The following is a 23,410-nucleotide window of genomic DNA, read 5'->3' as shown; positions in this document are numbered from 1 at the left end:
GCTCTCGTTGCGATAGCCCGGTACTTACTGCAAGGAGCCGCTCGGAACGCCGATGCGCCAAATCTGGAAATCCTTTCGAGCGCTGTATTTCGCCTCGCTGATGATGTTGATCGGCTCAGGCCTTCTCTCTACTTATCTGGCCTTGCGTCTGGCCGCCGACAACGTCGACGGTCTGTGGGTCGGTGCGCTGATGGCGGCCAACTATTTCGGTCTGGTGCTGGGCGGCAAGATCGGCCATCGCCTGATCGCCCGGGTCGGGCATATCCGTGCGTACTCGGCGTGTGCCGGGATCGTCGGCGCGGCGGTGCTCGGCCATGGCCTGGTGGACTGGCTGCCGGCGTGGCTGGTGCTGCGGACGATCGTTGGTCTGGGCATGATGTGTCAGTACATGGTCATCGAGAGCTGGCTCAACGAGCAGGCCGACGCCAATCAGCGCGGGCTGGTGTTCAGCGGTTACATGATCGCGTCGTATCTGGGGCTGGTGTTGGGGCAGTTGATTCTGGTCATGCACCCCGGCCTGGGCCTGGAACTGCTGATGCTGGTAGCGCTTTGCTTTGCCCTGTGTCTGGTGCCGGTGGCGCTGACCCAGCGGATCCACCCGGCGCCGCTGCATCCGGCGCCGATGGAGCCGCGCTTCTTTATCAAGCGCGTGCCGCAATCGCTGAGTACGGTGCTCGGCGCCGGTTTGATCATCGGTTCGTTTTATGGTCTGGCGCCGCTGTATGCCGCGCAGCAGGGGCTGTCTACCGAGCAGGTCGGTCTGTTCATGGGTAGCTGCATCTTTGCCGGGTTGCTGGTGCAGTGGCCGTTGGGCTGGCTGTCCGACCGTTATGACCGCGCATTGCTGATTCGTTGCTTTGCCGGGTTTCTCGCGGTGGCGGCGTTGCCATTGGCGATCATGCCGCAGGTGCCGCTGGAAGTGCTGTTCGTGGTCGGCTTCTTCTGTTCGCTGGTGCAGTTCTGCCTGTATCCGCTGGCGGTGGCGTTCTCCAATGACCACGTCGAAGGCGATCGCCGCGTGTCACTGACTGCCATGTTGCTGGTGACTTATGGTGTTGGTGCGAGCATTGGGCCGCTGCTTGCTGGTGTGCTGATGAAGTTTCTCGGCAGTCAGAGCCTGTATGCGTTCTTCAGCTTCTTCGCGCTGGTGCTGGTCTGGCGGATTCGTCCGAAAGCAGTGACCAACCTGCATCAGGTCGACGATGCGCCGCTGCATCACGTGGCAATGCCGGACAGCATGTCGAGCTCGCCACTGGTGGCGGCGCTTGACCCGCGTGTCGATGAGCAGGTGGTGCAGGAGCAGATGGTGCAGGATCCGGCGCCGGTCAATCCTGAACCGGAGCCCGAAGCGCAGCCGGAAGCAGTCGTTGAAACCGAACTGACCAGTGGCGATGAGGACAAACCTGCGCCTGATATCAGTGGCGGCAGGCCCTGAACCGAACATGAACAGCTGCGCATAAAAAAGGGCAGTCCCGCACAGGTCTGCCCTTTTTGTTGGTCGCTGCGACTCAGAAATCGTCTTTGTCGAAACGTCGCGCTTCACGCTGCAGCTGGTATACGAAACGCTCGACGTTGCGCGCAGCCTGGCCACTGATGTTGTGGAAGCGCAGACCGGCAAAGGTGATATTGAGTTTTTCTTCGAAGTGCAGGTAGCGCAGCTCGACCGATGTTGGCTGGTTGCCGAACAGCGGCGGGGCGACCAGGCGATCGTAGACCTGGCCCAGTTGCAGACGGTCAGTGATGTCGCCTTCGAAACGGAACTTGCAGCCGGTCGCGGAAATATCCAGCAGCTTGCCGTGCAGAGGGGTCTTGAGCTTTTCGCCGCCCAGTTCGACGCTGACCAGGTCGGTGAGTTTCAGTGCGGCGCGGAAGGCGTTGCGGCGCTGGTGGTAAACCACTTCGCTGGGCAGGTCGCCGGTGTAGAAACGATCGCCGTCGGATTCTTCGATGTTCAGCGTGCCGTTGCATTCCCAAGCGATGCGCACGCCGTCATGAAAGCCTTCGACCTTGAATGGTTCGCCAGCCTGCAGGAAACGCTCGCCATCGCGCGGGATCATTTCGTCCAGCGCGATCGTCGCGGTTTCGCGGTCGACCTTGATCAGGTAGCTCTGAAAACGCTGGCTGCGCTCATGGAAGGTGATGATCAGCGGATCGTGGCTGTCTTGCAGCTGGCGCAGGTTGCTGGAGATTTCCAGTGGCGTGGTGAGCACCTTCGGAGGCTGCGGAGCGTCATCCGCGCTAAGGGTGTTGGACACGGTTCTTCAATCTCCAGACAAAATAAGACTACGACTGGCCAGTATTTTGCCAGTATGTTGCGCAGGTGGATAGTGCAGCGCCACCGAATGGCTCATGCCTGGCTGAGCGTCCGCGGCTTGACCGGTTTGGCAAAGGTCCCGCTGGCGTCGTAAAGCGCTGGCGGCTCGCCGCCGGTGAGGATCTTCAGTTGGTTGGCCGTGGTCGCCTGCTGGATCTGGATTGACCGGCCGTTCTTGATATTGGCGTCCTGGCACTGCGCGATCAGTGCAGTCAGGGCATCGCCCTGGGTCAGCAACTGGTCGCCAATGCTCGACTGGCTGGCCAGTTGCTCAAGGCCTGTGCGATCGGTCGGCAGGTTGAGGCTGGCGAGGATTTCGCTGCGCTTGCGGCCATGCTGTTCAAGCAAAATGATCAACGCCTGCTTGGTCGCCAGAATTTCTTCCAGCAGCGGCATGTCGCGACCGTGCAAAGCGAGGGATTCGGTTTGCAATAACTCCAGCAATTGTTGCGCTGGAGCAAAGTCGTCGTTGATCAGTTGCAATAAGTTAGTGTCGTGCATGGCTGGCCTTGGGGTTTAAGCGTCCAAAAGCCTGGCGCCGGCAAAAGCCTAGCGCTGGGCTTCGAAGTTGAGCAGTTTGCTGGCTATACGGTTGCTGTCGACTTTATAGCTGCCATCGGCAATCGCGGCTTTCAACTCGGCCACGCGGGCTTTGTCGACAGCAGGTTGATCGCGCAGCTTGTCAGTGACCTTCTGCAACTGTTGAGCCTCATTGCTGAGGTGTACCGATTCCCCGCTCTTGGCGGCACTGGCCGGTTCGGCCTGGGTATTCAGCGGCGCGGAGGGGCTGTTTTCAGCGCTTTCCTTGGCGTTGCTGGTACGTGTATTGCCGGTAAGTGACGAGGAACTGTTCAATCGGTTGAAATCGATAACCATGATAAAAAACCTCTGGGAATTTGGACGCTTGCCATGTTTTCGGCTATCCCCTGAAAAACTTTAGGCCCAATCAACCATAAGCTTGCATGCGCCGTTGCGAGACCTGCTGCGGCACAGTTTAGGGAAGCGACGGGATCGGCGCCAGTTTTCTCCACAGGCTTTTACATGGCCACTTCGACCTGTCCCGGCGCAATCACCTGCGCCTTGATAACTCTTTGAGAATTAAGGTTTTTTACGCGAATCTGTTCTTTCATGCCGCCATTGGAGAGCGCTTCCCCCGGCATGCGTACGGCAAGAGTGCCGCTGCGCGCAGTGATTACTACCTGGTCACCCTTGCGCACCACTTCGGCCTGTTCCAGATGCACCAGCGTGATGACCTGATCGGCGACCGTTGGTCGGGTCAATTTCTGTCCGATCGCTTCATCGACGGAGGTCAGGAAACCCTGATTGATCGTACTCACGTCGCGCTCGCGCAACGTCACGTCCTGCGGCTCGATGATGCCGGCGCGTTTCAGCGGACGAGTGGTCGTGACGATCTCGCGAAACAGGCGGACTTGAGCGGGTACGAACACCGTCCAGGGCGAGCTGCCTTCGCACCGGACCTTCACCGTAACGCGGCCCAGAGGGCGCGCCGGGCTCTCCAGAGTGGCTGTCAATTCCTTGTCGCACATGGGCATGCGCATGCGCGGGTCGAGCTGATTGACTTCGATTTCGTAGCGGCCTTCGGTTTGACTGGAAGCCAAATAGTCTTCTACGGTGAATTCAAGAAAGCCCTGAGTCACGCCGATAAGCATATCAGGCAAGGTAACCGCATCTGCATTGGCAGGACTGCCGGCAAGCAAGCAGCAAACGGCGGACACCGCGCAAAGCCCTTTGCGAAGGGAAGATGTCAGGCGTCGGGAAAATGTCGTTTGAGCGTTCATACGAGTTAAAAAGCAAGCGCCGTGCCGTTTAGCAATGAATGTGCGTCGCAACAACACTTGGCGTTGATGTAGGAGTCTGGGCATGGCTGGTGTAATGGATTCGGTGAACCAGCGCACGCAACTGGTAGGGCAGAATCGCCTCGAGCTGCTGTTGTTCCGTCTCGACGGGCCGCAGCTCTACGGGATCAACGTGTTCAAGGTACGGGAAGTGTTGCAATGCCCGTCACTGACCTTGATGCCCAAGTCCAGTCCTGTCGTGTGCGGGGTAGCGAATATACGGGGAGCGACCATTCCGATCCTGGATCTGGCAATGGCAACGGGCTCCGGTGCGTTGAAAGACAAGAACAGTCCGTTCGTGATCATCACGGAGTACAACACCAAGACCCAGGGTTTCCTGGTCCGTTCGGTGGAGCGCATCGTCAACATGAACTGGGAAGAGATCCATCCGCCGCCCAAGGGCACCGGTCGCGATCACTACCTGACCGCTGTGACGCGGGTCGACAACCAGTTGGTCGAAATCATCGACGTCGAGAAGGTGCTGGCCGAGGTGGCGCCAACGCCGGAAGCGATTTCGGTGGGCGTGGTCGATGTCGAGACGCAGACCAAGGCGCTGTCGCTGCGGGTGCTGACGGTCGATGACTCGTCGGTGGCGCGCAAGCAGGTCACGCGTTGTCTGCAGACCATCGGTGTCGAGGTGGTGGCGCTGAACGATGGCAAGCAGGCGCTGGATTACCTGCGCAAGCTGGTCGACGAGGGCAAGAAGCCGGAAGAAGAGTTCCTGATGATGATTTCCGACATCGAGATGCCGGAGATGGACGGGTACACCCTGACGGCGGAAATCCGCGGCGACGCGCGCATGCAAAAGCTCCATATCATCCTGCATACTTCGTTGTCGGGGGTATTCAATCAGGCGATGGTGAAGAAGGTCGGTGCTGATGACTTTCTGGCCAAATTCCGTCCTGATGACCTCGCATCCCGGGTAGTCGACCGGATCAAAGCAGCAGATATCAGCTAGGGGCCTTCTGCCCCTGGCGGTCAACACGATTTAAGAGGCGGCATCATTGTCTACGGGTAATTTGGATTTCGAACAGTTCCGGGTCTTCCTGGAAAAAGCCTGTGGCATTCTGCTCGGTGAAAACAAGCAGTATCTGGTCTCGAGCCGTCTCAACAAACTGATGGAGCAGCAGGGCATCAAGTCTTTGGGTGAGCTGGTTCAGCGCATCCAGACCCAGCCGCGCAGCGGTTTGCGCGAGCAGGTGGTCGATGCCATGACGACCAACGAAACCCTGTGGTTTCGTGACACCTATCCGTTTGAAGTCTTGAAGAACAAGGTGCTGCCGGAAGCGATCAAGGCCAGCCCCAACCAGCGTCTGCGGATCTGGTCGGCGGCCTGCTCGTCGGGTCAGGAACCGTACTCGCTGTCGATGTCGATCGACGAGTTCGAGCGCAGCAACCTTGGCCAGTTGAAGATGGGCGTGCAGATCGTTGCCACCGATCTGTCGGGGCTGATGCTCAACAACTGCAAGACCGGCGAGTACGACAGCCTGGCGATCGGTCGCGGTCTGTCGCCGGAACGCCTGCAGCGCTACTTCGACCCGAAAGGGCCGGGGCGCTGGGTGGTCAAGGCGCCGATCAAGAGCCGGGTGGAATTCCGCTCGTTCAACCTGCTCGACAGCTACGCAGCGCTGGGCAAGTTCGACATCGTGTTCTGCCGCAACGTGCTGATCTACTTCTCTGCCGAAGTGAAGAAGGACATCCTGTTGCGCATTCACAGCACGTTGAAGCCGGGCGGGTATCTGTTCCTTGGCGCGTCCGAGGCGCTGAACGGTTTGCCGGATCATTACCAGATGGTTCAGTGCAGCCCGGGGATTATCTACAAGGCGAAGTAACCGGTTTGCGGCAGTACAAAAAACGGGAGGCCCTCAAGGTCTCCCGTTTTTTTGTGCCTGACACCGCATCCCCATGTAGGAGCTGCCGAAGGCTGCGATCTTTTGATGTTGCTTTTAAAGATCAAGATCACAAGATCGCAGCCTTCGGCAGCTCCTACAGGTTCGGTGTTGGCAGGCGGCAGCGGCAGAAAAGCGGCATCCAGCGGTAACCGGTTGCCGCTTTTCTGGCATTGCCGCTTTGCCTGTTCGGCGCAAAGCCCCGGAATACGGGGCTTTGTTCATTTGGCACGGCGCTTGCTAAAGCTCAGATACGAAAAACCGGTCACCTGAAGGTTCCCGACATGAGCATCAGCTTCGACAAAGCGCTGGGCATTCACGAAAAGGCATTGGGCTTCCGCGCTCAGCGTGCCGAAGTGCTGGCCAACAACATCGCCAACGCCGACACCCCGAACTACAAGGCGCGGGATCTGGATTTCTCCAAAGTGCTCGAAGCACAGACCGAGAAGACCAAGACCGGCGGCCACTTTGCCCTGAACATGACCAACAGCCGCCACATCGAGGCTGAAGGGTTGGGCAACGGCGACGAGTCGCTGATGTATCGCACGCCGATGCAGCCTTCGATCGACCAGAACACCGTCGACGCTCAACTGGAACAGTCGAACTACGCGGAAAACGCGGTCGGCTTCCAGGCCAGCTTCACCTTGCTCAACAGCAAATTCAAAGGGCTGGTGTCAGCCCTGCGCGGAGAATAATCCATGTCCCTGTCCAGCGTTTTCAACATTGCCGGCAGCGGCATGAGCGCGCAGACCACACGTCTGAACACCGTGGCCTCGAACATCGCCAACGCCGAAACCGTTTCGTCGAGCATCGACCAGACCTACCGTGCCCGTCACCCGGTGTTCGCCACCATGTTCCAGGGCGGCCAGGCCGGCGGCAGCGATTCGCTGTTCCAGAACCAGGACGCGGCCGGGCAGGGCGTGCAGGTGCTTGGCGTGGTCGAAGACCAGAGCAACCTCGAAGCGCGCTACGAGCCGAACCATCCGGCCGCCGACGCCAAGGGCTACGTCTACTACCCGAACGTCAATGTGGTGGAAGAAATGGCTGACATGATTTCCGCGAGCCGGTCGTTCCAGACCAACGCCGAAATGATGAACACCGCCAAAACCATGATGCAGAAGGTACTGACCCTCGGTCAGTAATAAGGGACGAATGCCATGAGCGTTACGGACACCACCAGCACCCTGAGCATGAAAGACATCCTGGCCAACTCGTCGAAGACGGCCAGCAGCACGACGCCGGGCGGCATCGCTTCGGCGACCAACAGTGCCACCGGCGGCCAGGCGCTGGGCAAGGATGCGTTCCTGCAATTGCTGGTCACCCAGCTGAAAAACCAGAACCCGCTCGACCCGCAGGACAACAGCGCTTTCGTGGCGCAACTGGCGCAGTTCAGTAGCCTTGAAGGCATCACCACGCTGAACTCCACCGTCAGTGGTCTTGCCGGCAACTACAACTCGTCGCAGGCGCTGCAGGCGTCGTCGCTGGTCGGTCGCAACGTGATCGTGCAGACCAACACCGCCCAGCTCGATGATCCGAGCAAAGGCCTGACCGGTTCGGTCACCGTGCCTTCGTCGATTGCCGGCGGCACCGTGACCATCACCGACAAGGACGGCAAAGCCGTGCGCACCATCGACCTCGGCAGCCGCGCCGCGGGCGATGCCAGCTTCACTTGGGACGGCAAGGACACTGCCGGCACCGTGGTTCCGGTCGGCACTTATACGTTCAAGGCCAACGCACCGATCAACGGCACCGCGACCGACCTGGCGACCTACCTGCCAGCGACCGTCAACAGCGTGACGATCAGCCAGACCGGTGGCGAGCTGATGCTCAACCTGGCCGGCAAGGGCACCGTTGCCCTGTCCAAAGTACAAACCATTGGTATATAGAGCCGACTAACCCGGCACGAAGGAGTGGAACATGTCTTTTAACATCGGCCTTAGCGGTCTCTATGCCGCCAACAAACAACTCGACGTAACCGGCAACAACATCGCCAACGTCGCCACCGCTGGTTTCAAATCCTCGCGCGCAGAATTCGAAGACGTCTATTCGTCCACTCGTCTGGGCAGCGGCAGCAAAGTGATCGGCAACGGCGTGCGCCTGGCCAACGTTTCCCAGCAGTTCACCCAGGGTGACATCAACAACACTGGCAACGTGCTGGACATGGGCATCAACGGTTCCGGTTTTTTCACCATGAGCAACAACGGTTCGATTTCGTACACCCGTGCCGGTACGTTCAAGGTCGATAACGCCGGTTACATCACCAACACCGACTACACCTCGCGTCTGCAGGGTTACGGTGTGGATGCCAACGGCAAGATCATCAATGGCGTGTTGACTGACCTCAAGATCGATACTTCGAACCTGGCGCCGAAGTCGACTTCGGCGGTGACTTCGAGCATCAACCTGAACTCTTCGGCACCCGTGATTGTTGATACCGGCGCTACTGCCGTGAAGTTCGACCCGTCGAAGCCTGAGACTTACACCAAGTCGTTCAGCACGCCGATCTATGACACTCAGGGTAACTCCCACGTCATGGATCAGTACGTGGTCAAGACTGGCGAGAATACCTGGAAGGTTTACACCCTGGTTGATGGACGCAACCCGGATGCCACCGGTAGCGATCCAACCAACGCCGCCACGCCTCCGGTTGCTTCGACATTGACGTTCGACAGTTCCGGCAAATTGCTTCAGGTGAGTACACCGAGTACTTTGCCGCCGCCGGCGCCAAACCCGCTCATCAGCAGCGACTTGACGTTGAGTAACTGGAAACCAGGCACCGTGACCAACGGTGTTTTTACGCCTAACGGCGCGGCAGCAAATCCGGCTGGCGTGACCATTTCGATGGCCAAGACCACCCAGTACAACGCTGATACTTCGCGCACGATCCCGACTCAGGATGGCTACGCCACTGGACAGATCACCAACCTGACCATCGACGGTACCGGTACGCTGTTCGCCAACTTCAGCAACAACCAGAGCAAGGCGATTGGTCAGGTTGCACTGGCCAGTTTCACCAACGAGCAGGGCTTGCAGGCTGTCGGTGGTACTAGCTGGAAAGAGACTTTCGCTTCGGGTATTCCGGGCTACGACGCGCCGAAGACCGGTACGTTGGGTGAGGTGGTGTCCAACTCGCTGGAAGAGTCGAACGTTAACCTGACCAACGAGCTGGTTGATCTGATCAAGGGCCAGAGCAACTATCAGGCGAACGCCAAGACCATCTCCACTCAGAGCACCATCATGCAGACCATCATTCAGATGACTTGATGTGATCTGATTGCTGCACTGAAAACCGACGTCCTAGGGCGTCGGTTTTTTTTGCGCGCTGTCAGGCTTTTCTCAAATACCTACCGTTCGTCGGCAGCTGTGGTGCAGTAATTGCAGTTGCCCCCAGCAGAAGAAGGGGCGCGTCAAACTTTCGCAGGTCATGGAGACCTCTGGTTGCAAGGCGGTTAAGCGTCTCATCAATGACCACGCTCAAAAGTACTCGGCCTTATCGAGGCGATTCTGAAGTATTGCGCTGACTATCGATTCATCAAAAAGGCAAGGAAGAGACAATGGCAGTTATAAACGGAACGTCGGGTACGGACACACTGGTAGGCACGTCAAGTGCGGATGAGTTGTATGGGGTTGCAGGAAATGACTCGCTGAGTGGCGGCGATGGGAATGACTTGCTGGATGGCGGAGCAGGTGCTGATGTCTTGAATGGCGGGAACGGTATCGATACCGCGTCTTATGCCAGCTCGACGGCAGGAGTAACCGTCAATCTGACCGCTGGAACAGGTGTTGGCGGAGATGCTCAGGGCGATACCTTGACGTCTATAGAAGCCGTGATTGGTTCTGCATTTAATGACATTCTCACCGCCCAAGCATCCGGCAACACTTTAAGCGGTGGCGCTGGTAACGACATCTACTACGTCAACGGCACTTCGGTAAACGTCGTTGAAGCGGTGGGCGGCGGTGATGACGAAGTACGGACTATCCTGCTCAATCACACCCTGGCAACCAACGTCGAACGCCTGACCTACGTCGGTACCGGCAACTTTGTCGGTTACGGCAACGCGTCGGACAACGTCATTACCGGCGGGATCGGTAACGACATTCTGATGGGCGGCGCAGGTGCTGACCAGTTCATCGGCGGTGCAGGCACTGATACCGTGAGTTATACCGACAGCCCTGCGGGTGTAACGATCAACACCAAAACCGGAGTGAACTCCGGGATTGCTGCCGGTGATACCTACGTCGGCATCGAGATGCTGGCGGGCTCCGGCAGCAACGACACCTTTATCAGTGGTGCAACTGCCGATCAGTTTGATGGTTCGGGCGGTACTGACACCATTGACTATTCTGGGTCTTCCAGCGGTGTGACAGTAAGTCTGGTCGGAGGTGTTCTGGGTGTCGGTGGTGATGCCCAGGGTGACAAGCTGTGGAACTTCGAAACCGTCATCGGCTCGTCTTTCAATGACGTGTTGACCGGGCAAACCACGGGCAACGTCCTGAACGGCGGCGCCGGCGATGACATCTACTACGTCAACGGCACTTCGGTAAACGTCGTTGAAGCGGTGGGCGGCGGTGATGACGAAGTACGGACTATCCTGCTCAATCACACCCTGGCAACCAACGTCGAACGCCTGACCTACGTCGGTACCGGCAACTTTGTCGGTTACGGCAACGCGTCGGACAACGTCATTACCGGCGGGATCGGTAACGACATTCTGATGGGCGGCGCAGGTGCTGACCAGTTCATCGGCGGTGCAGGCACTGATACCGTGAGTTATACCGACAGCCCTGCGGGTGTAACGATCAACACCAAAACCGGAGTGAACTCCGGGATTGCTGCCGGTGATACCTACGTCGGCATCGAGATGCTGGCGGGCTCCGGCAGCAACGACACCTTTATCAGTGGTGCAACTGCCGATCAGTTTGATGGTTCGGGCGGTACTGACACCATTGACTATTCTGGGTCTTCCAGCGGTGTGACAGTAAGTCTGGTCGGCGGTGTTGCAGGCGTGGGTGGCGATGCCCAGGGTGACAAGCTGTGGAACTTCGAAACCGTCATCGGCTCGTCTTTCAATGACGTCCTGACCGGGCAAACCACGGGCAATGTCCTGAACGGCGGCGCCGGCGATGACATCTACTACGTCAACGGCACTTCGGTAAACGTCGTTGAAGCGGTGGGCGGCGGTGATGACGAAGTACGGACTATCCTGCTCAATCACACCCTGGCAACCAACGTCGAACGCCTGACCTACGTCGGTACCGGCAACTTTGTCGGTTACGGCAACGCGTCGGACAACGTCATTACCGGCGGGATCGGTAACGACATTCTGATGGGCGGCGCAGGTGCTGACCAGTTCATCGGCGGTGCAGGCACTGATACCGTGAGTTATACCGACAGCCCTGCGGGTGTAACGATCAACACCAAAACCGGAGTGAACTCCGGGATTGCTGCCGGTGATACCTACGTCGGCATCGAGATGCTGGCGGGCTCCGGCAGCAACGACACCTTTATCAGTGGTGCAACTGCCGATCAGTTTGATGGTTCGGGCGGTACTGACACCATTGACTATTCTGGGTCTTCCAGCGGTGTGACAGTAAGTCTGGTCGGAGGTGTTCTGGGTGTCGGTGGTGATGCCCAGGGTGACAAGCTGTGGAACTTCGAAACCGTCATCGGCTCGTCTTTCAATGACGTGTTGACCGGGCAAACCACGGGCAACGTCCTGAACGGCGGCGCCGGCGATGACATCTACTACGTCAACGGCACTTCGGTAAACGTCGTTGAAGCGGTGGGCGGCGGTGATGACGAAGTACGGACTATCCTGCTCAATCACACCCTGGCAACCAACGTCGAACGCCTGACCTACGTCGGTACCGGCAACTTTGTCGGTTACGGCAACGCGTCGGACAACGTCATTACCGGCGGGATCGGTAACGACATTCTGATGGGCGGCGCAGGTGCTGACCAGTTCATCGGCGGTGCAGGCACTGATACCGTGAGTTATACCGACAGCCCTGCGGGTGTAACGATCAACACCAAAACCGGAGTGAACTCCGGGATTGCTGCCGGTGATACCTACGTCGGCATCGAGATGCTGGCGGGCTCCGGCAGCAACGACACCTTTATCAGTGGTGCAACTGCCGATCAGTTTGATGGTTCGGGCGGTACTGACACCATTGACTATTCTGGGTCTTCCAGCGGTGTGACAGTAAGTCTGGTCGGCGGTGTTGCAGGCGTGGGTGGCGATGCCCAGGGTGACAAGCTGTGGAACTTCGAAACCGTCATCGGCTCGTCTTTCAATGACGTCCTGACCGGGCAAACCACGGGCAATGTCCTGAACGGCGGCGCCGGCGATGACATCTACTACGTCAACGGCACTTCGGTAAACGTCGTTGAAGCGGTGGGCGGCGGTGATGACGAAGTACGGACTATCCTGCTCAATCACACCCTGGCAACCAACGTCGAACGCCTGACCTACGTCGGTACCGGCAACTTTGTCGGTTACGGCAACGCGTCGGACAACGTCATTACCGGCGGGATCGGTAACGACATTCTGATGGGCGGCGCAGGTGCTGACCAGTTCATCGGCGGTGCAGGCACTGATACCGTGAGTTATACCGACAGCCCTGCGGGTGTAACGATCAACACCAAAACCGGAGTGAACTCCGGGATTGCTGCCGGTGATACCTACGTCGGCATCGAGATGCTGGCGGGCTCCGGCAGCAACGACACCTTTATCAGTGGTGCAACTGCCGATCAGTTTGATGGTTCGGGCGGTACTGACACCATTGACTATTCTGGGTCTTCCAGCGGTGTGACAGTAAGTCTGGTCGGCGGTGTTGCAGGCGTGGGTGGCGATGCCCAGGGTGACAAGCTGTGGAACTTCGAAACCGTCATCGGCTCGTCTTTCAATGACGTCCTGACCGGGCAAACCACGGGCAACGTCCTGAACGGCGGCGCTGGCGATGACATCTACTACGTCAACGGCACTTCGGTGAACGTGGTTGAAGCGGTCGGCGGCGGTGATGATGAAGTGCGTACTGTTTTGCTGAGTCACACCTTGGCAGCCAACGTTGAACGTCTTACTTACGTCGGCACCGGTAACTTCGTCGGTTACGGCAATGCCTCAGACAACATCATCACGGGCGGGGCCGGTGCCGATACGCTGTCGGGCGGAGCAGGTGCTGACCAATTCTTCGGTGGCGATGGTTTTGACACGGTCAGCTACGTTGACAGCCTCACGGGCGTGACAATCAACTCCAAAACCGGAGTCAGCACGGGTATCGCTGCCGGCGATTCCTACAACAGTATTGAACAGATCCGGGGCTCCAATTACGGCGATATCTTTGTCGGTAGTGCCGGCGTGGATCGTTTTGATGGTGGCAATGGCAACGACATTCTCAGCTTTGCGGGTGAGGATTCGGGCGTTACGCTGGATCTGAGTGCTGCGGTGCTTACCGGTATTGCGGCGGGGGATATCTATGCGTCGATCGAGGCATTCCAAGGTTCCGCCTATGCCGATACCTTCACTGGCTCCGCCGCCGTGAGAGAGACCTTTATTGGCGGCGCTGGTGCGGATAGTTTGATTGGTGTTGGGCGTGGAGACTCTGCCTGGTACGTCAATAGCTCCGATGCGGTACAGGTCAATCTGCTGACAGGTTTTGGCACTGGCGGTGATGCCCAAGGGGACGCACTCATAAATATCGATAACCTTGTGGGCTCAGCCTTCAGTGACACCTTGACCGGTAATGCCTACGCCAACATGTTAGAGGGCGGTGACGGTAACGACGTCCTGTATGGCGGTGATGGCAATGACACTCTCTATGGTCATAGCTTCACGGATACTGGCGCCCTGACTGTACCTTTCTCGACGGATAATCAGGCTGATACCATCTATGGTGGTAACGGCGATGATTACATCATTGGGTATGTGCGTGATGTCGGTTCAGTTTTCTATGGCGAAGCCGGCAATGACAACATTACGGTCATTTCGGGTATCGCCGACGGGGGCGATGGCAATGACACGTTAATGGGCTTGGGTCATGGCTATGAGCTGCGCGGTGGTGCCGGTGCCGACAAGCTGTATCTGAGCGCTTCCGGTGACGGTTATGGTGGAGAGGGCAGCGATGCGTATTTTGTATCTTCCAAAACCATGGTCGCGATTTTCGATGACGGCACCACAGGGATCGATCTGGTCACTCTCAGAAACATCCAGAGTGTCAGCGATGTCCGGATCATGCAAAACGATCAGGGCGCCTACATCTTCAACGCCGCCGACCTGCAAAGCGGCAATCTGGACTCTGGCGTGTTCCTGAAAGACTGGTACAAGGGAGCCAACACCATTGAAACCTTCTACACCAACAACGGCGATTCCTTCACTATTCCGGTAGTGGGGCAGGCAATGACCGAGTCCGTGATGGGCTGACGAAGGTTGCAATGTTGAACGGCGAGTCCCGTAATAGGGCCTCGCCGTTTTTTATGCCTGTGGTTTTTTCCATGCAAAAGAAACCCCCGACAAACCAGAAGTCTGTCGGGGGTTTCTTTTGCCTGAAGATCCCAGGCGTCTCGCAACGCCTGAGATCAGCTCAGCTTATTGGCAAGCTTCGCAATCCGGCTCGTCAATCGCGCAAGCCTTCGGCACGGGTGCCGGACCGGCTGGAGCTGCCAGAACCGAATCGTCGCCGTGGTTGCCGCCGCTGGAAACAGCGTTCAGCTTGCCGGTGTTGATGGTCGACTTCTCGGTGCTGGTCGCGGCCAGGGCACGGAGGTAGTAAGTGGTTTTCAGACCACGGTACCAGGCCATGCGGTAAGTCACGTCAAGCTTCTTGCCCGATGCGCCAGCGATGTACAGGTTCAGCGACTGGGCCTGGTCGATCCACTTCTGACGACGGCTGGCGGCGTCAACGATCCACTTGGTGTCCACTTCGAACGCGGTCGCGTAGAGCTCTTTGAGTTCTTGCGGGATGCGCTCGATCTGCTGCACCGAACCGTCGTAGTACTTCAGGTCGTTGATCATGACCGAGTCCCACAGACCGCGAGCTTTCAGGTCGCGAACCAGGTACGGGTTGATCACGGTGAATTCGCCCGACAGGTTCGATTTCACATACAGGTTCTGATAGGTCGGTTCGATCGACTGCGAAACGCCAGTGATGTTGGCGATGGTCGCAGTCGGGGCGATGGCCATGATGTTCGAGTTACGGATGCCTTTCTGAACACGGGCGCGAACCGGTGCCCAGTCGAGGGTTTCCTTCAGGTCGACATCGATGTACTTCTCGCCGCGCTGTTCGATCAGGATTTGTTGCGAATCCAGCGGCAGGATGCCCTTGGACCACAGCGAACCATTGAACGTCTCGTAGGCGCCGCGCTCGTCGGCCAGGTCGCAGGAAGCCTGGATCGCGTAGTAGCTGACCGCTTCCATCGACTTGTCGGCGAACTCGACGGCAGCGTCGGAGCCGTAGGCGATGTGCTGCAGGTACAGAGCGTCCTGGAAGCCCATGATGCCCAGACCGACCGGACGGTGGCGGAAGTTGGAGTTCTTCGCTTGCGGCACCGAGTAGTAGTTGATGTCGATCACGTTATCGAGCATGCGCACAGCGGTGTTCACGGTGCGTTGCAGCTTGGCGGTATCGAGCTTGCCGTCGACGATGTGGTTCGGCAGGTTGATCGAGCCCAGGTTGCAAACGGCGATCTCGTCCTTGTTGGTGTTCAAGGTGATCTCGGTGCACAGGTTCGAGCTGTGGACCACGCCGACGTGCTGCTGCGGGCTGCGCAGGTTGCACGGGTCTTTGAAAGTCAGCCATGGGTGGCCGGTTTCGAACAGCATGGACAGCATCTTGCGCCACAGGTCTTTGGCCTGGATGGTCTTGAACAGCTTGACCTTGCCCGGATACTCGGTCAGCGCTTCGTAGTACTCGTAGCGCTCTTCGAAGGCTTTACCGGTCAGGTCGTGCAGGTCCGGTACTTCGGATGGCGAGAACAGGGTCCACTTGCCGTCATCGAAGACGCGCTTCATGAACAGGTCAGGGATCCAGTTGGCGGTGTTCATGTCGTGGGTACGACGACGATCGTCACCGGTGTTCTTGCGCAGCTCGATGAACTCTTCGATGTCCATGTGCCAGGTTTCCAGGTAGGCACACACTGCGCCTTTGCGCTTGCCACCCTGGTTCACGGCCACAGCGGTGTCGTTCACCACTTTGAGGAACGGCACCACGCCTTGCGACTTGCCGTTGGTGCCCTTGATGTACGAACCCAGCGCACGAACAGGCGTCCAGTCGTTGCCCAGGCCGCCGGCAAATTTCGACAGCATGGCGTTGTCGTGGATCGCATGATAGATGCCCGACAGGTCATCCGGCACGGTAGTCAGGTAGCAGCTCGACAGCTGTGGACGCAGGGTGCCGGCGTTGAACAGGGTCGGGGTCGAAGCCATGTAGTCGAACGAGGACAGCAGGTTGTAGAACTCGATCGCACGGTCTTCTTTCTGCTTCTCTTCGATTGCCAGGCCCATGGCCACGCGCATGAAGAAGATCTGCGGCAGTTCGAAACGCACGCCATCCTTGTGGATGAAGTAGCGGTCGTACAGGGTCTGCAGGCCGAGGTAGGTGAATTGCTGATCGCGCTCGTGGTTGATCGCCTTGCCCAGTTTTTCCAGGTCGAAGGTGGCCAGCACAGGGTTCAGCAGTTCGAACTCGATACCTTTGGCGATGTAGGCCGGCAGTGCCTTGGCGTACAGGTCGGCCATTTCGTGATGGGTGGCGCTTTCGGCGACTTCGAGGAAGTTCAGGCCTTCGGCACGCAGGGTGTCCATCAGCAGGCGGGCGGTGACGAACGAGTAGTTCGGCTCGCGCTCGACCAGGGTACGGGCGGTCATTACCAGTGCAGTGTTGACGTCGGTCAGGGCCACGCCGTCGTACAGGTTCTTCAGGGTTTCGCGCTGGATCAGGTCGCCGTCGACTTCTTCCAGACCTTCGCAGGCCTCGGTGACGATGGTGTTCAGGCGGCCCATGTCCAGCGGCGCGAGGCTGCCGTCGGCGCGGGTGATGCGGATCGACGGGTGCGCGTTAACGGCGGCTTCGGCGGGGGCGTGGGCAGCGCGTTCTTTCGAACGGCCGTCGCGGTAGATCACGTAGTCGCGAGCGACTTTCTGCTCACCGGCACGCATCAGGGCCAGTTCGACCTGGTCCTGGATTTCTTCGATGTGGATGGTGCCGCCCGATGGCATGCGGCGCTTGAAGGTCGCGGTGACCTGTTCGGTCAGGCGCGCAACAGTGTCATGGATTCGCGACGAAGCGGCAGCGGTGCCGCCCTCAACTGCGAGAAACGCTTTGGTGATAGCGACGGTGATCTTGTCATCGGTGTAAGGAACGACAGTGCCATTACGCTTGATCACGCGCAGCTGGCCAGGCGCGGTGGCTGCCAGATCCGAAGTCGAATCGGCGGCCTGCGGCAAGGTGCCCTGCGGGTTCTCGCGAGTTGTGTCGGTTTGCATGGGGGGTGGTCTCCACATTCTCTATGTTTGTTTGGCACCGTCATGGTGCTCACCGTTCTGTACCGAAGCACTGCAACCGACGGGCGTCGGCATTACAAACTTCGGAACAGTAGGAAAAAGGCTGCAACGCCGCATCCTTGCCGAAGTTTTGGTTACGAGCCGAAGCTCGCCACCGGATTCCTTCGCGGGTCGCAGTCATGACTGCAACACCCATACCGTTCTGGCCGTTTCGGACCAAATAAAACGGTGCCATCCGCCAGTGCGGTTTGGGCTTGAAAAAACTCGCTTGTTCTACCGGAAACTGGCCATAAAGCACTTGAGTTTCAGGTCTGAAATGTGGTTGGGCGTTTTAGGTGAAAACCCTATATGTAGGGTCTCCGTTTTCGCCGTGCTACAAGATAATGCGTTTCAGGGGGGGATTGCAACGTACTACCTGTGGATAAGCCTGTGCGTAATTTGTGTAAGAAACAGGGAAAACGCGTGTAGGCCGCGAACCTGCTGAGCCAGACCGTTTGTCACTGTTTTTTTGCCTGGAAAAACGCTTCAGCGGTTTTTTAAGGGCGCGAACCCTATCACAGAATTCCGCCTTGTCCGAACGCATTTACCGACTTGTTTTCCGGGTGACCGGCGTTTATACAATCGCTGGGTGCACGGGCATTTTTATCCTCCATGAACATGACAAATGATCGGGAGGACTCATGTAGGAGCTGACGAGTGAAACGAGGCTGCGATCTTTTGATCTTGCTCTTGAAAACCACGATCAAAGGATCGCAGCCTCGTTTCACTCGTCAGCTCCTACAGGGACCGCGTTCAATCAGCAGAGCCTTCTCATATCAATAAAAACAGCAAGCAGAGGTCACCGGTGGAGCAACAAACCTGGCAGGTATTGATCGTCGAGGATGACCAGCGACTGGCCGAGCTCACCCGCGATTATCTGCAAGCCAATGGCCTGCGCGTAGAGATCGAAGGCAATGGTGCGCTGGCGGCGGCGCGGATCATCAAGGAGCAGCCGGATCTGGTGATTCTCGACCTGATGCTGCCCGGCGAAGATGGCCTGAGCATTTGCCGCAAGGTGCGCAGTCAGTATGACGGGCCGATCCTGATGCTCACCGCGCGCACCGACGATGCCGATCAGATCCACGGCCTCGACCTCGGTGCCGACGATTACGTGTGCAAACCGGTGCGCCCGCGCTTGTTGCTGGCGCGCATCCAGGCGTTGCTGCGACGCAGCGACACACCCGAGCCGGTCGCGGAAAAATCCCGTCGTTTGCAATTCGGTCCACTGGTGGTCGACAACGCCTTGCGCGAGGCGTGGCTCAGCGACAACGGCATCGAGCTGACCAGCGCCGAGTTCGACCTGCTCTGGCTGCTGGTCTCCAACGCCGGGCGGATTCTGTCCCGCGAAGAAATCTTCACGGCCCTGCGCGGCATCGGCTACGACGGCCAGGATCGCTCGATCGACGTGCGCATCTCGCGCATCCGCCCAAAAATCGGCGACGACCCCGACCATCCCCGCCTGATCAAGACCATCCGCAGCAAAGGCTACCTGTTCGTCCCTGAAGCCTGCGCAGACCTGGCGCTGTGAATTCGATCTTTCTGCGCATCTACGGCGGCATGTGCGCCGCGCTGATTCTGGTGGCGGTGCTTGGCGTGCTGGCGCTGAACCTGCTCAATCAGGTGCGCAGCGAGCAATACCGCGAGCGTCTGGCCCATGGCACCTTCTCGCTGATGGCCGACAACCTGCAACCGATGAACCAGACCGAGCGCCATCGCGCGCTGCTGGTGTGGGAGCGCCTGCTGGGCATTCCGCTGACACTGAAGAAATTCGCCGAAAGCGATCTCGATCTGGCCCAGCGCACCCGCGTGCTGCGCGGACAGGCGCTGGTCGAGCAGACCGGTCCGCACGCGGCCAAGGTCTATCGACTGGTCAGTGAGAAAGAGCAGCTTGTACTGGTAGGAGAGGTGCAGCAGATCAGCGAGCAACTGGCCCGGGCGACTATTTATCTGCTCGCCGATGAACTGGTGCGGGTGCCGGTCGGCGAACAGCCCAGACGTCTGGCGCAGATAAAGCAGGAAAAGGGTTTTGGCTTCGATCTGCGTCTGGTCACGGTGAATGACGCCGACATGGACGAAGACCAGAGCCGCCGCGTGGCCGAGGGCGACACGGTGATGGCGCTGGGCAAGGGCGGCGATTCGATTCGCGTGTTTGCTGGCATGGTCGGTACGCCGTGGGTGCTGGAAATCGGACCGCTGTATCAGATGAATCCGTACCCGCCGGAATGGCTGGTACTGATTGCCGCGCTCGGTCTGACCCTGATCGGTCTCATCGTCTATTTGTTGGTGCGTCAGCTTGAACGGCGTTTGCGCGGCCTCGAAGCGGCGGCCACGCGCATCGCCAAGGGCAGTCTGGAAACCCGCGTGCCGGCGCGCGGTGCCGACTCGGTCGGGCGGCTGGCGTCGGCGTTCAATGGCATGGCTGAGCACTTGCAACAATTGCTGGCGATCCAGCGGGAACTGGTGCGCGCGGTGTCCCATGAGCTGCGCACGCCGGTGGCGCGGCTGCGTTTCGGTCTGGAAATGATCGGCACCGCGACTACGCCGCAGGCGCTGGAGAAATACCGCGAAGGCATGGATCACGACATCGAAGACCTCGATAAGCTGGTCGACGAAATGCTCACCTACGCACGACTGGAACAGGGCTCGCCAGCGCTGACCTTCCAGCGCATCGATCTGGATGCGCTGGTCAATCAGGTGATCGAGGAGCTGGCGCCGCTACGCGCCGAGGTCTCGGTGCAGCGCGGGTTGTGCCTGTCATCCGCCGACAACGACGGTGCCTGGGTCGAGGCCGAGCCGCGTTATCTGCATCGGGCGCTGCAGAACCTGGTGGGCAACGCGATGCGCCATGCCCATTCGCAGGTGACGGTGAGTTATCAGGTCGGCCAGTTGCGTTGCCGGATCGACGTCGAGGATGACGGGCCGGGGGTGCCGGAGGTCGCGTGGGAGCGAATTTTCACGCCGTTCCTGCGCCTCGACGACAGCCGCACGCGGGCCTCGGGTGGGCATGGTCTGGGGCTGTCGATTGTGCGGCGGATCATTCACTGGCACGACGGCCGCGCGATCATTGGCAAGAGCAAGAGCCTGGGCGGGGCGTGTTTCAGTCTGAGTTGGCCGAGGAACCAGGAGCGCCGGTAGGTTTTGTGGTGGCAGGGCTGGCCCCATCGCGAGCAGGCTCACTCCTACATTTGGAATGCGTTTACCCTGTAGGAGTGAGCCTGCTCGCGATAGCGCCAGTGCCGGCAATGCAAATCTTCAGGCCTGAATGCTGACCAGACTCAACAACTGCCCATCCAGCACCCCGAACTGCGCTTCTAGCTCCGAACCGTTGCGCCATTCGCTCGACAGATCCGTCAATAACCGCAGCCTCACCTGACCCGCCTCAGTCCACTCCAACACCTCGGCATGCTCGAAATAAAAGCGCTGCTGCACGATTGGGTACAGCGCTTTGAACAAACTCTCTTTCACTGAAAACGTCAGGGTCACCAGCAGCGCCACCTGATCCTGCGACCCTGCCGCCATGCGCTGCAGTTCCGCCGGGGTGAGAATTTCCCCGGCCAGCCTTTCGGCGCGCTCGTGGCTCAACAGGTTTTCCAGATCCATGCCCAAGCCGCGCCAGTGTTGCTTGTTGGCGACAATCGCTGCGGCGCGCCCGGTGCTGTGAGTGATCGAGCCGCAGATATGCGCCGGCCACACCGGGGCGCGGTCTTCGCCGATTGGCGGAACGACGTTCAAGCCATCCAATTGCTGCAGCGCGGCACGGGCGCAGATGCGCCCGGCGAGAAACTCGGCCTGACGCTTGGCCACTGAACGCTGAATGCTCGGCGGCGCCAGCACGGCGCTGCGCTGAAAATCATCGCCGAGGAGTCGGGTCGGGTCGAAGTGAGTGCTCAGTAGCACAGTGTCGGCCAACACCGTCGGCAACGGCCAGTGGCTGTCGAGCGCGGTGCAGCAGGCGGGCAGGGCGGGGATGGTATGCATGGCGGGCATTTTGCCGGTTAGTCGGGGCAAGGTCGAGATGATCGTTCCCACGCTCCGCGTGGGAATGCATCCTGTGACGCTCCGCGTCACCCTGCGATGGGACGCGGAGCGTCCCGGGCGGCATTCCCACGCGGAGCGTGGGAACGATCAGGACAAGCGCGGTTAGCTGAAGATTTTCTGGAAGAACGCTTTCATATCCGCCCAGGATTTTTCATCCGCCGCCTTGTTGTACCCAATGTCCGGCCCGCCATGCTCGCCATGACTCAGGCGATCGGCATCCGGATTGCTGAAGCCGTGCTTGGCGCCATCCAGACTGACGAACTGGTAGTCCGCGCCAGCCTTGTCCATTTCCGCCTTGAATGCAGTGACGTTGTCCTGCGTGACCATGCTGTCCAACGCACCATGCTCGACCAGGATTTTCGCCTTGACGCTGCCCGGCGTCGCCGGGGTCTTGGTCGCCAGCGCGCCATGGAAACTCACCACACCGGCCAGCGGCACACCCTGACGCGCTGCATTCAGCACCACGGCGCCGCCGAAGCAATAGCCGATGGCGGCAATCCGGTTCGGGTCGGTCTGCTTTTGCTGCTTCAGCAGATCGAGCCCGGCGGCGAAGCGTTTACTGGCGGCATCGGCGTCCTTGGTCGCCGCCTGCATGAAGGCCATGGCGTCTTTCGGGTGCTCGGTGTTCTTGCCTTCGCCATACATGTCGATGGCCAGCGCGCTGTAGCCGAGTTCGGCGAGATCCCGCGCGCGGCGCTTGGCGTAATCGTTCAGCCCCCACCATTCGTGGACCACGACAACGCCGGGGCGTGGGCCTTTGATCGCGTCGTCATAGGCGTAGTAGCCGATCAGCTTGCTGCCGTCGGCGCTTTGATAAGGGATTTCTTCAGTCTTGATCGCAGCCTGGGTGAAGCTGCTGACCGCCAGCAAAGCAAGGGCGAGGAACAGGCGCATGGTCGGGTCTCCTTGTTGAAAGTGGTCCGAACAGCCTAGTCGATCCGGTTCAGGTCTGGTTCAGAGACGGTTCAGGGGCCGTACAGGGGCGGCTCAGTAACCTTGCGCCATACCCAAACAGCACTGTGAAAGAGGAAATACCCATGACTCGTATCAACAAACTGCTGCTGGCTTTTACCCTGTTAGGCTCCAGCATCGCGGCCAACGCCGACGACACCAGCAACTTCGCCGGCCTGACGTTCGGCCAGACCAGCGACAAGATCGACAAGTCCCACGCACTGAACAATAACCTCGGCCACCCCAACGCCACCGGAGCCATCGACGGCAACAACACCTACGGCATGCGCCTCGGTCAGCAAAACAGCCAGGGCCGCTACTACGCCACCTACGACAACGTTTCCGGTTCGCACAATGGCGTTAAACTGCGCCAGGAAAACCTGCTCGGCAGCTATGACCTGTTCTACCCGGTGGGCGGCAGCACCAAGTTGTTCGGTGGCGCCACCGCCGGTCTGACCAAACTGACGCAGGATTCGCCAGGCTTCAGCCGTGACAGCGATATCGGTTACGCCATCGGTGGCCAGGTCGGTGTCTTGCAGCAAGTTTCGCAGAACACCTCGGTGGAACTCGGTTACCGTTACCTGCGCAGCAACGCCAGCACCGAAATGAAAGAGAGCGGCGGCAGCAAACAGGGCTCGCTGGACTTGACCAGCAGCGCGCAGACCTACCTGTCGGCCAACTACTATTTCTAAGCAGTTGCCGCCGATTGAATAGTGGGAGCGAGCCTGCTCGCGAAAGCGATGTTTCATTCAACATCATCGTTGACTGAATGACCGCATTCGCGAGCAGGCTCGCTCCCACAGGTTGTGACTGGAGTGTTCAAGT

Annotated in this window: 18 protein-coding genes; 11 read left to right on the top strand and 7 right to left on the bottom strand. The window is 59.0% G+C overall.

The window, feature by feature from the left end:
• The first annotated feature begins 52 nt into the window (after positions 1-52).
• Positions 53-1,435 carry an MFS transporter gene (locus tag J2Y90_RS25205; RefSeq protein WP_253504533.1) on the top strand — a complete coding sequence of 461 codons (1,383 nt, stop codon included), beginning with the start codon at positions 53-55 and terminating at the stop codon, positions 1,433-1,435.
• 73 nt (positions 1,436-1,508) lie between these two features.
• Here J2Y90_RS25205 and J2Y90_RS25200 read toward each other — a convergent pair whose 3' ends face one another.
• The 4 genes from J2Y90_RS25200 to flgA all read right to left on the bottom strand — a co-directional run bounded on the left by J2Y90_RS25200 (position 1,509) and on the right by flgA (position 4,113).
• Positions 1,509-2,255 (bottom strand): flagellar brake protein, encoded by a 747-nt coding sequence (locus J2Y90_RS25200; RefSeq protein ID WP_253504530.1) that lies wholly within the window; start codon positions 2,253-2,255, stop codon positions 1,509-1,511.
• Between the two features lie 92 nt (positions 2,256-2,347).
• A complete protein-coding gene (locus tag J2Y90_RS25195; protein WP_253504527.1) occupies positions 2,348-2,815 on the bottom strand; it encodes a flagella synthesis protein FlgN in 468 nt (155 codons plus the stop codon).
• Between the two features lie 48 nt (positions 2,816-2,863).
• On the bottom strand, positions 2,864-3,190 hold the full coding sequence (flgM, locus tag J2Y90_RS25190) for a flagellar biosynthesis anti-sigma factor FlgM (RefSeq protein WP_253504525.1): 327 nt from the start codon (positions 3,188-3,190) through the stop codon (positions 2,864-2,866).
• A 161-nt stretch (positions 3,191-3,351) separates the two neighbouring features.
• Positions 3,352-4,113, bottom strand: coding sequence for a flagellar basal body P-ring formation chaperone FlgA (gene flgA / locus J2Y90_RS25185; protein WP_080902460.1), 762 nt, complete (start codon positions 4,111-4,113; stop codon positions 3,352-3,354).
• 82 nt (positions 4,114-4,195) lie between these two features.
• On the opposite strand from flgA, the gene J2Y90_RS25180 reads away from it, so the two are divergent.
• The 7 genes from J2Y90_RS25180 to J2Y90_RS25150 all read left to right on the top strand — a co-directional run bounded on the left by J2Y90_RS25180 (position 4,196) and on the right by J2Y90_RS25150 (position 14,479).
• Entirely contained in the window at positions 4,196-5,128 is a 933-nt protein-coding gene (locus J2Y90_RS25180) for a chemotaxis protein CheV (RefSeq protein WP_016773611.1), read from the top strand.
• A 46-nt stretch (positions 5,129-5,174) separates the two neighbouring features.
• Positions 5,175-6,002 (top strand): protein-glutamate O-methyltransferase CheR, encoded by an 828-nt coding sequence (gene cheR, locus J2Y90_RS25175; RefSeq protein WP_016773612.1) that lies wholly within the window; start codon positions 5,175-5,177, stop codon positions 6,000-6,002.
• 341 nt (positions 6,003-6,343) lie between these two features.
• Entirely contained in the window at positions 6,344-6,754 is a 411-nt protein-coding gene (gene flgB, locus J2Y90_RS25170) for a flagellar basal body rod protein FlgB (RefSeq protein WP_016773613.1), read from the top strand.
• Between the two features lie 3 nt (positions 6,755-6,757).
• On the top strand, positions 6,758-7,201 hold the full coding sequence (gene flgC, locus J2Y90_RS25165; protein ID WP_042607186.1) for a flagellar basal body rod protein FlgC: 444 nt from the start codon (positions 6,758-6,760) through the stop codon (positions 7,199-7,201).
• A gap of 15 nt (positions 7,202-7,216) precedes the next feature.
• Positions 7,217-7,945, top strand: a complete 729-nt coding sequence (gene flgD, locus J2Y90_RS25160; RefSeq protein ID WP_042607185.1) for a flagellar hook assembly protein FlgD — start codon at positions 7,217-7,219, stop codon at positions 7,943-7,945.
• 31 nt (positions 7,946-7,976) lie between these two features.
• Positions 7,977-9,323 (top strand): flagellar hook protein FlgE, encoded by a 1,347-nt coding sequence (gene flgE / locus J2Y90_RS25155; protein WP_076563858.1) that lies wholly within the window; start codon positions 7,977-7,979, stop codon positions 9,321-9,323.
• 290 nt (positions 9,324-9,613) lie between these two features.
• On the top strand, positions 9,614-14,479 hold the full coding sequence (locus J2Y90_RS25150; RefSeq protein WP_253504522.1) for a beta strand repeat-containing protein: 4,866 nt from the start codon (positions 9,614-9,616) through the stop codon (positions 14,477-14,479).
• A 165-nt stretch (positions 14,480-14,644) separates the two neighbouring features.
• Here the strand turns inward: J2Y90_RS25150 and J2Y90_RS25145 are convergent, their stop codons facing one another.
• The gene (locus J2Y90_RS25145; protein ID WP_024013986.1) at positions 14,645-17,539 is read right to left on the bottom strand and encodes a ribonucleoside-diphosphate reductase subunit alpha; all 2,895 of its coding nucleotides are present in this window, start codon (positions 17,537-17,539) and stop codon (positions 14,645-14,647) included.
• An 862-nt stretch (positions 17,540-18,401) separates the two neighbouring features.
• Here J2Y90_RS25145 and J2Y90_RS25140 point away from each other — a divergent pair.
• Together J2Y90_RS25140 and J2Y90_RS25135 are read left to right on the top strand one after the other, a co-directional pair.
• Positions 18,402-19,124 (top strand): response regulator, encoded by a 723-nt coding sequence (locus J2Y90_RS25140; RefSeq protein WP_056788095.1) that lies wholly within the window; start codon positions 18,402-18,404, stop codon positions 19,122-19,124.
• On the top strand, positions 19,121-20,731 hold the full coding sequence (locus tag J2Y90_RS25135; RefSeq protein WP_253504519.1) for an ATP-binding protein: 1,611 nt from the start codon (positions 19,121-19,123) through the stop codon (positions 20,729-20,731). The genes J2Y90_RS25140 and J2Y90_RS25135 overlap by 4 nt, the downstream gene beginning before the upstream one ends.
• A gap of 117 nt (positions 20,732-20,848) precedes the next feature.
• Here J2Y90_RS25135 and J2Y90_RS25130 read toward each other — a convergent pair whose 3' ends face one another.
• Both J2Y90_RS25130 and J2Y90_RS25125 read right to left on the bottom strand, forming a co-directional pair.
• Positions 20,849-21,574, bottom strand: a complete 726-nt coding sequence (locus tag J2Y90_RS25130) for a 4'-phosphopantetheinyl transferase family protein (protein WP_253504516.1) — start codon at positions 21,572-21,574, stop codon at positions 20,849-20,851.
• A gap of 162 nt (positions 21,575-21,736) precedes the next feature.
• The gene (locus tag J2Y90_RS25125; protein ID WP_253504513.1) at positions 21,737-22,528 is read right to left on the bottom strand and encodes a dienelactone hydrolase family protein; all 792 of its coding nucleotides are present in this window, start codon (positions 22,526-22,528) and stop codon (positions 21,737-21,739) included.
• A gap of 143 nt (positions 22,529-22,671) precedes the next feature.
• On the opposite strand from J2Y90_RS25125, the gene J2Y90_RS25120 reads away from it, so the two are divergent.
• Positions 22,672-23,277, top strand: a complete 606-nt coding sequence (locus J2Y90_RS25120; RefSeq protein WP_039757849.1) for a membrane protein — start codon at positions 22,672-22,674, stop codon at positions 23,275-23,277.
• Positions 23,278-23,410 lie beyond the last annotated feature (133 nt).

Source organism: Pseudomonas koreensis (genome assembly GCF_024169245.1).
Classification (GTDB): domain Bacteria; phylum Pseudomonadota; class Gammaproteobacteria; order Pseudomonadales; family Pseudomonadaceae; genus Aquipseudomonas; species Aquipseudomonas koreensis_F.
This window is presented reverse-complemented; position numbering and strand designations above follow the sequence as displayed.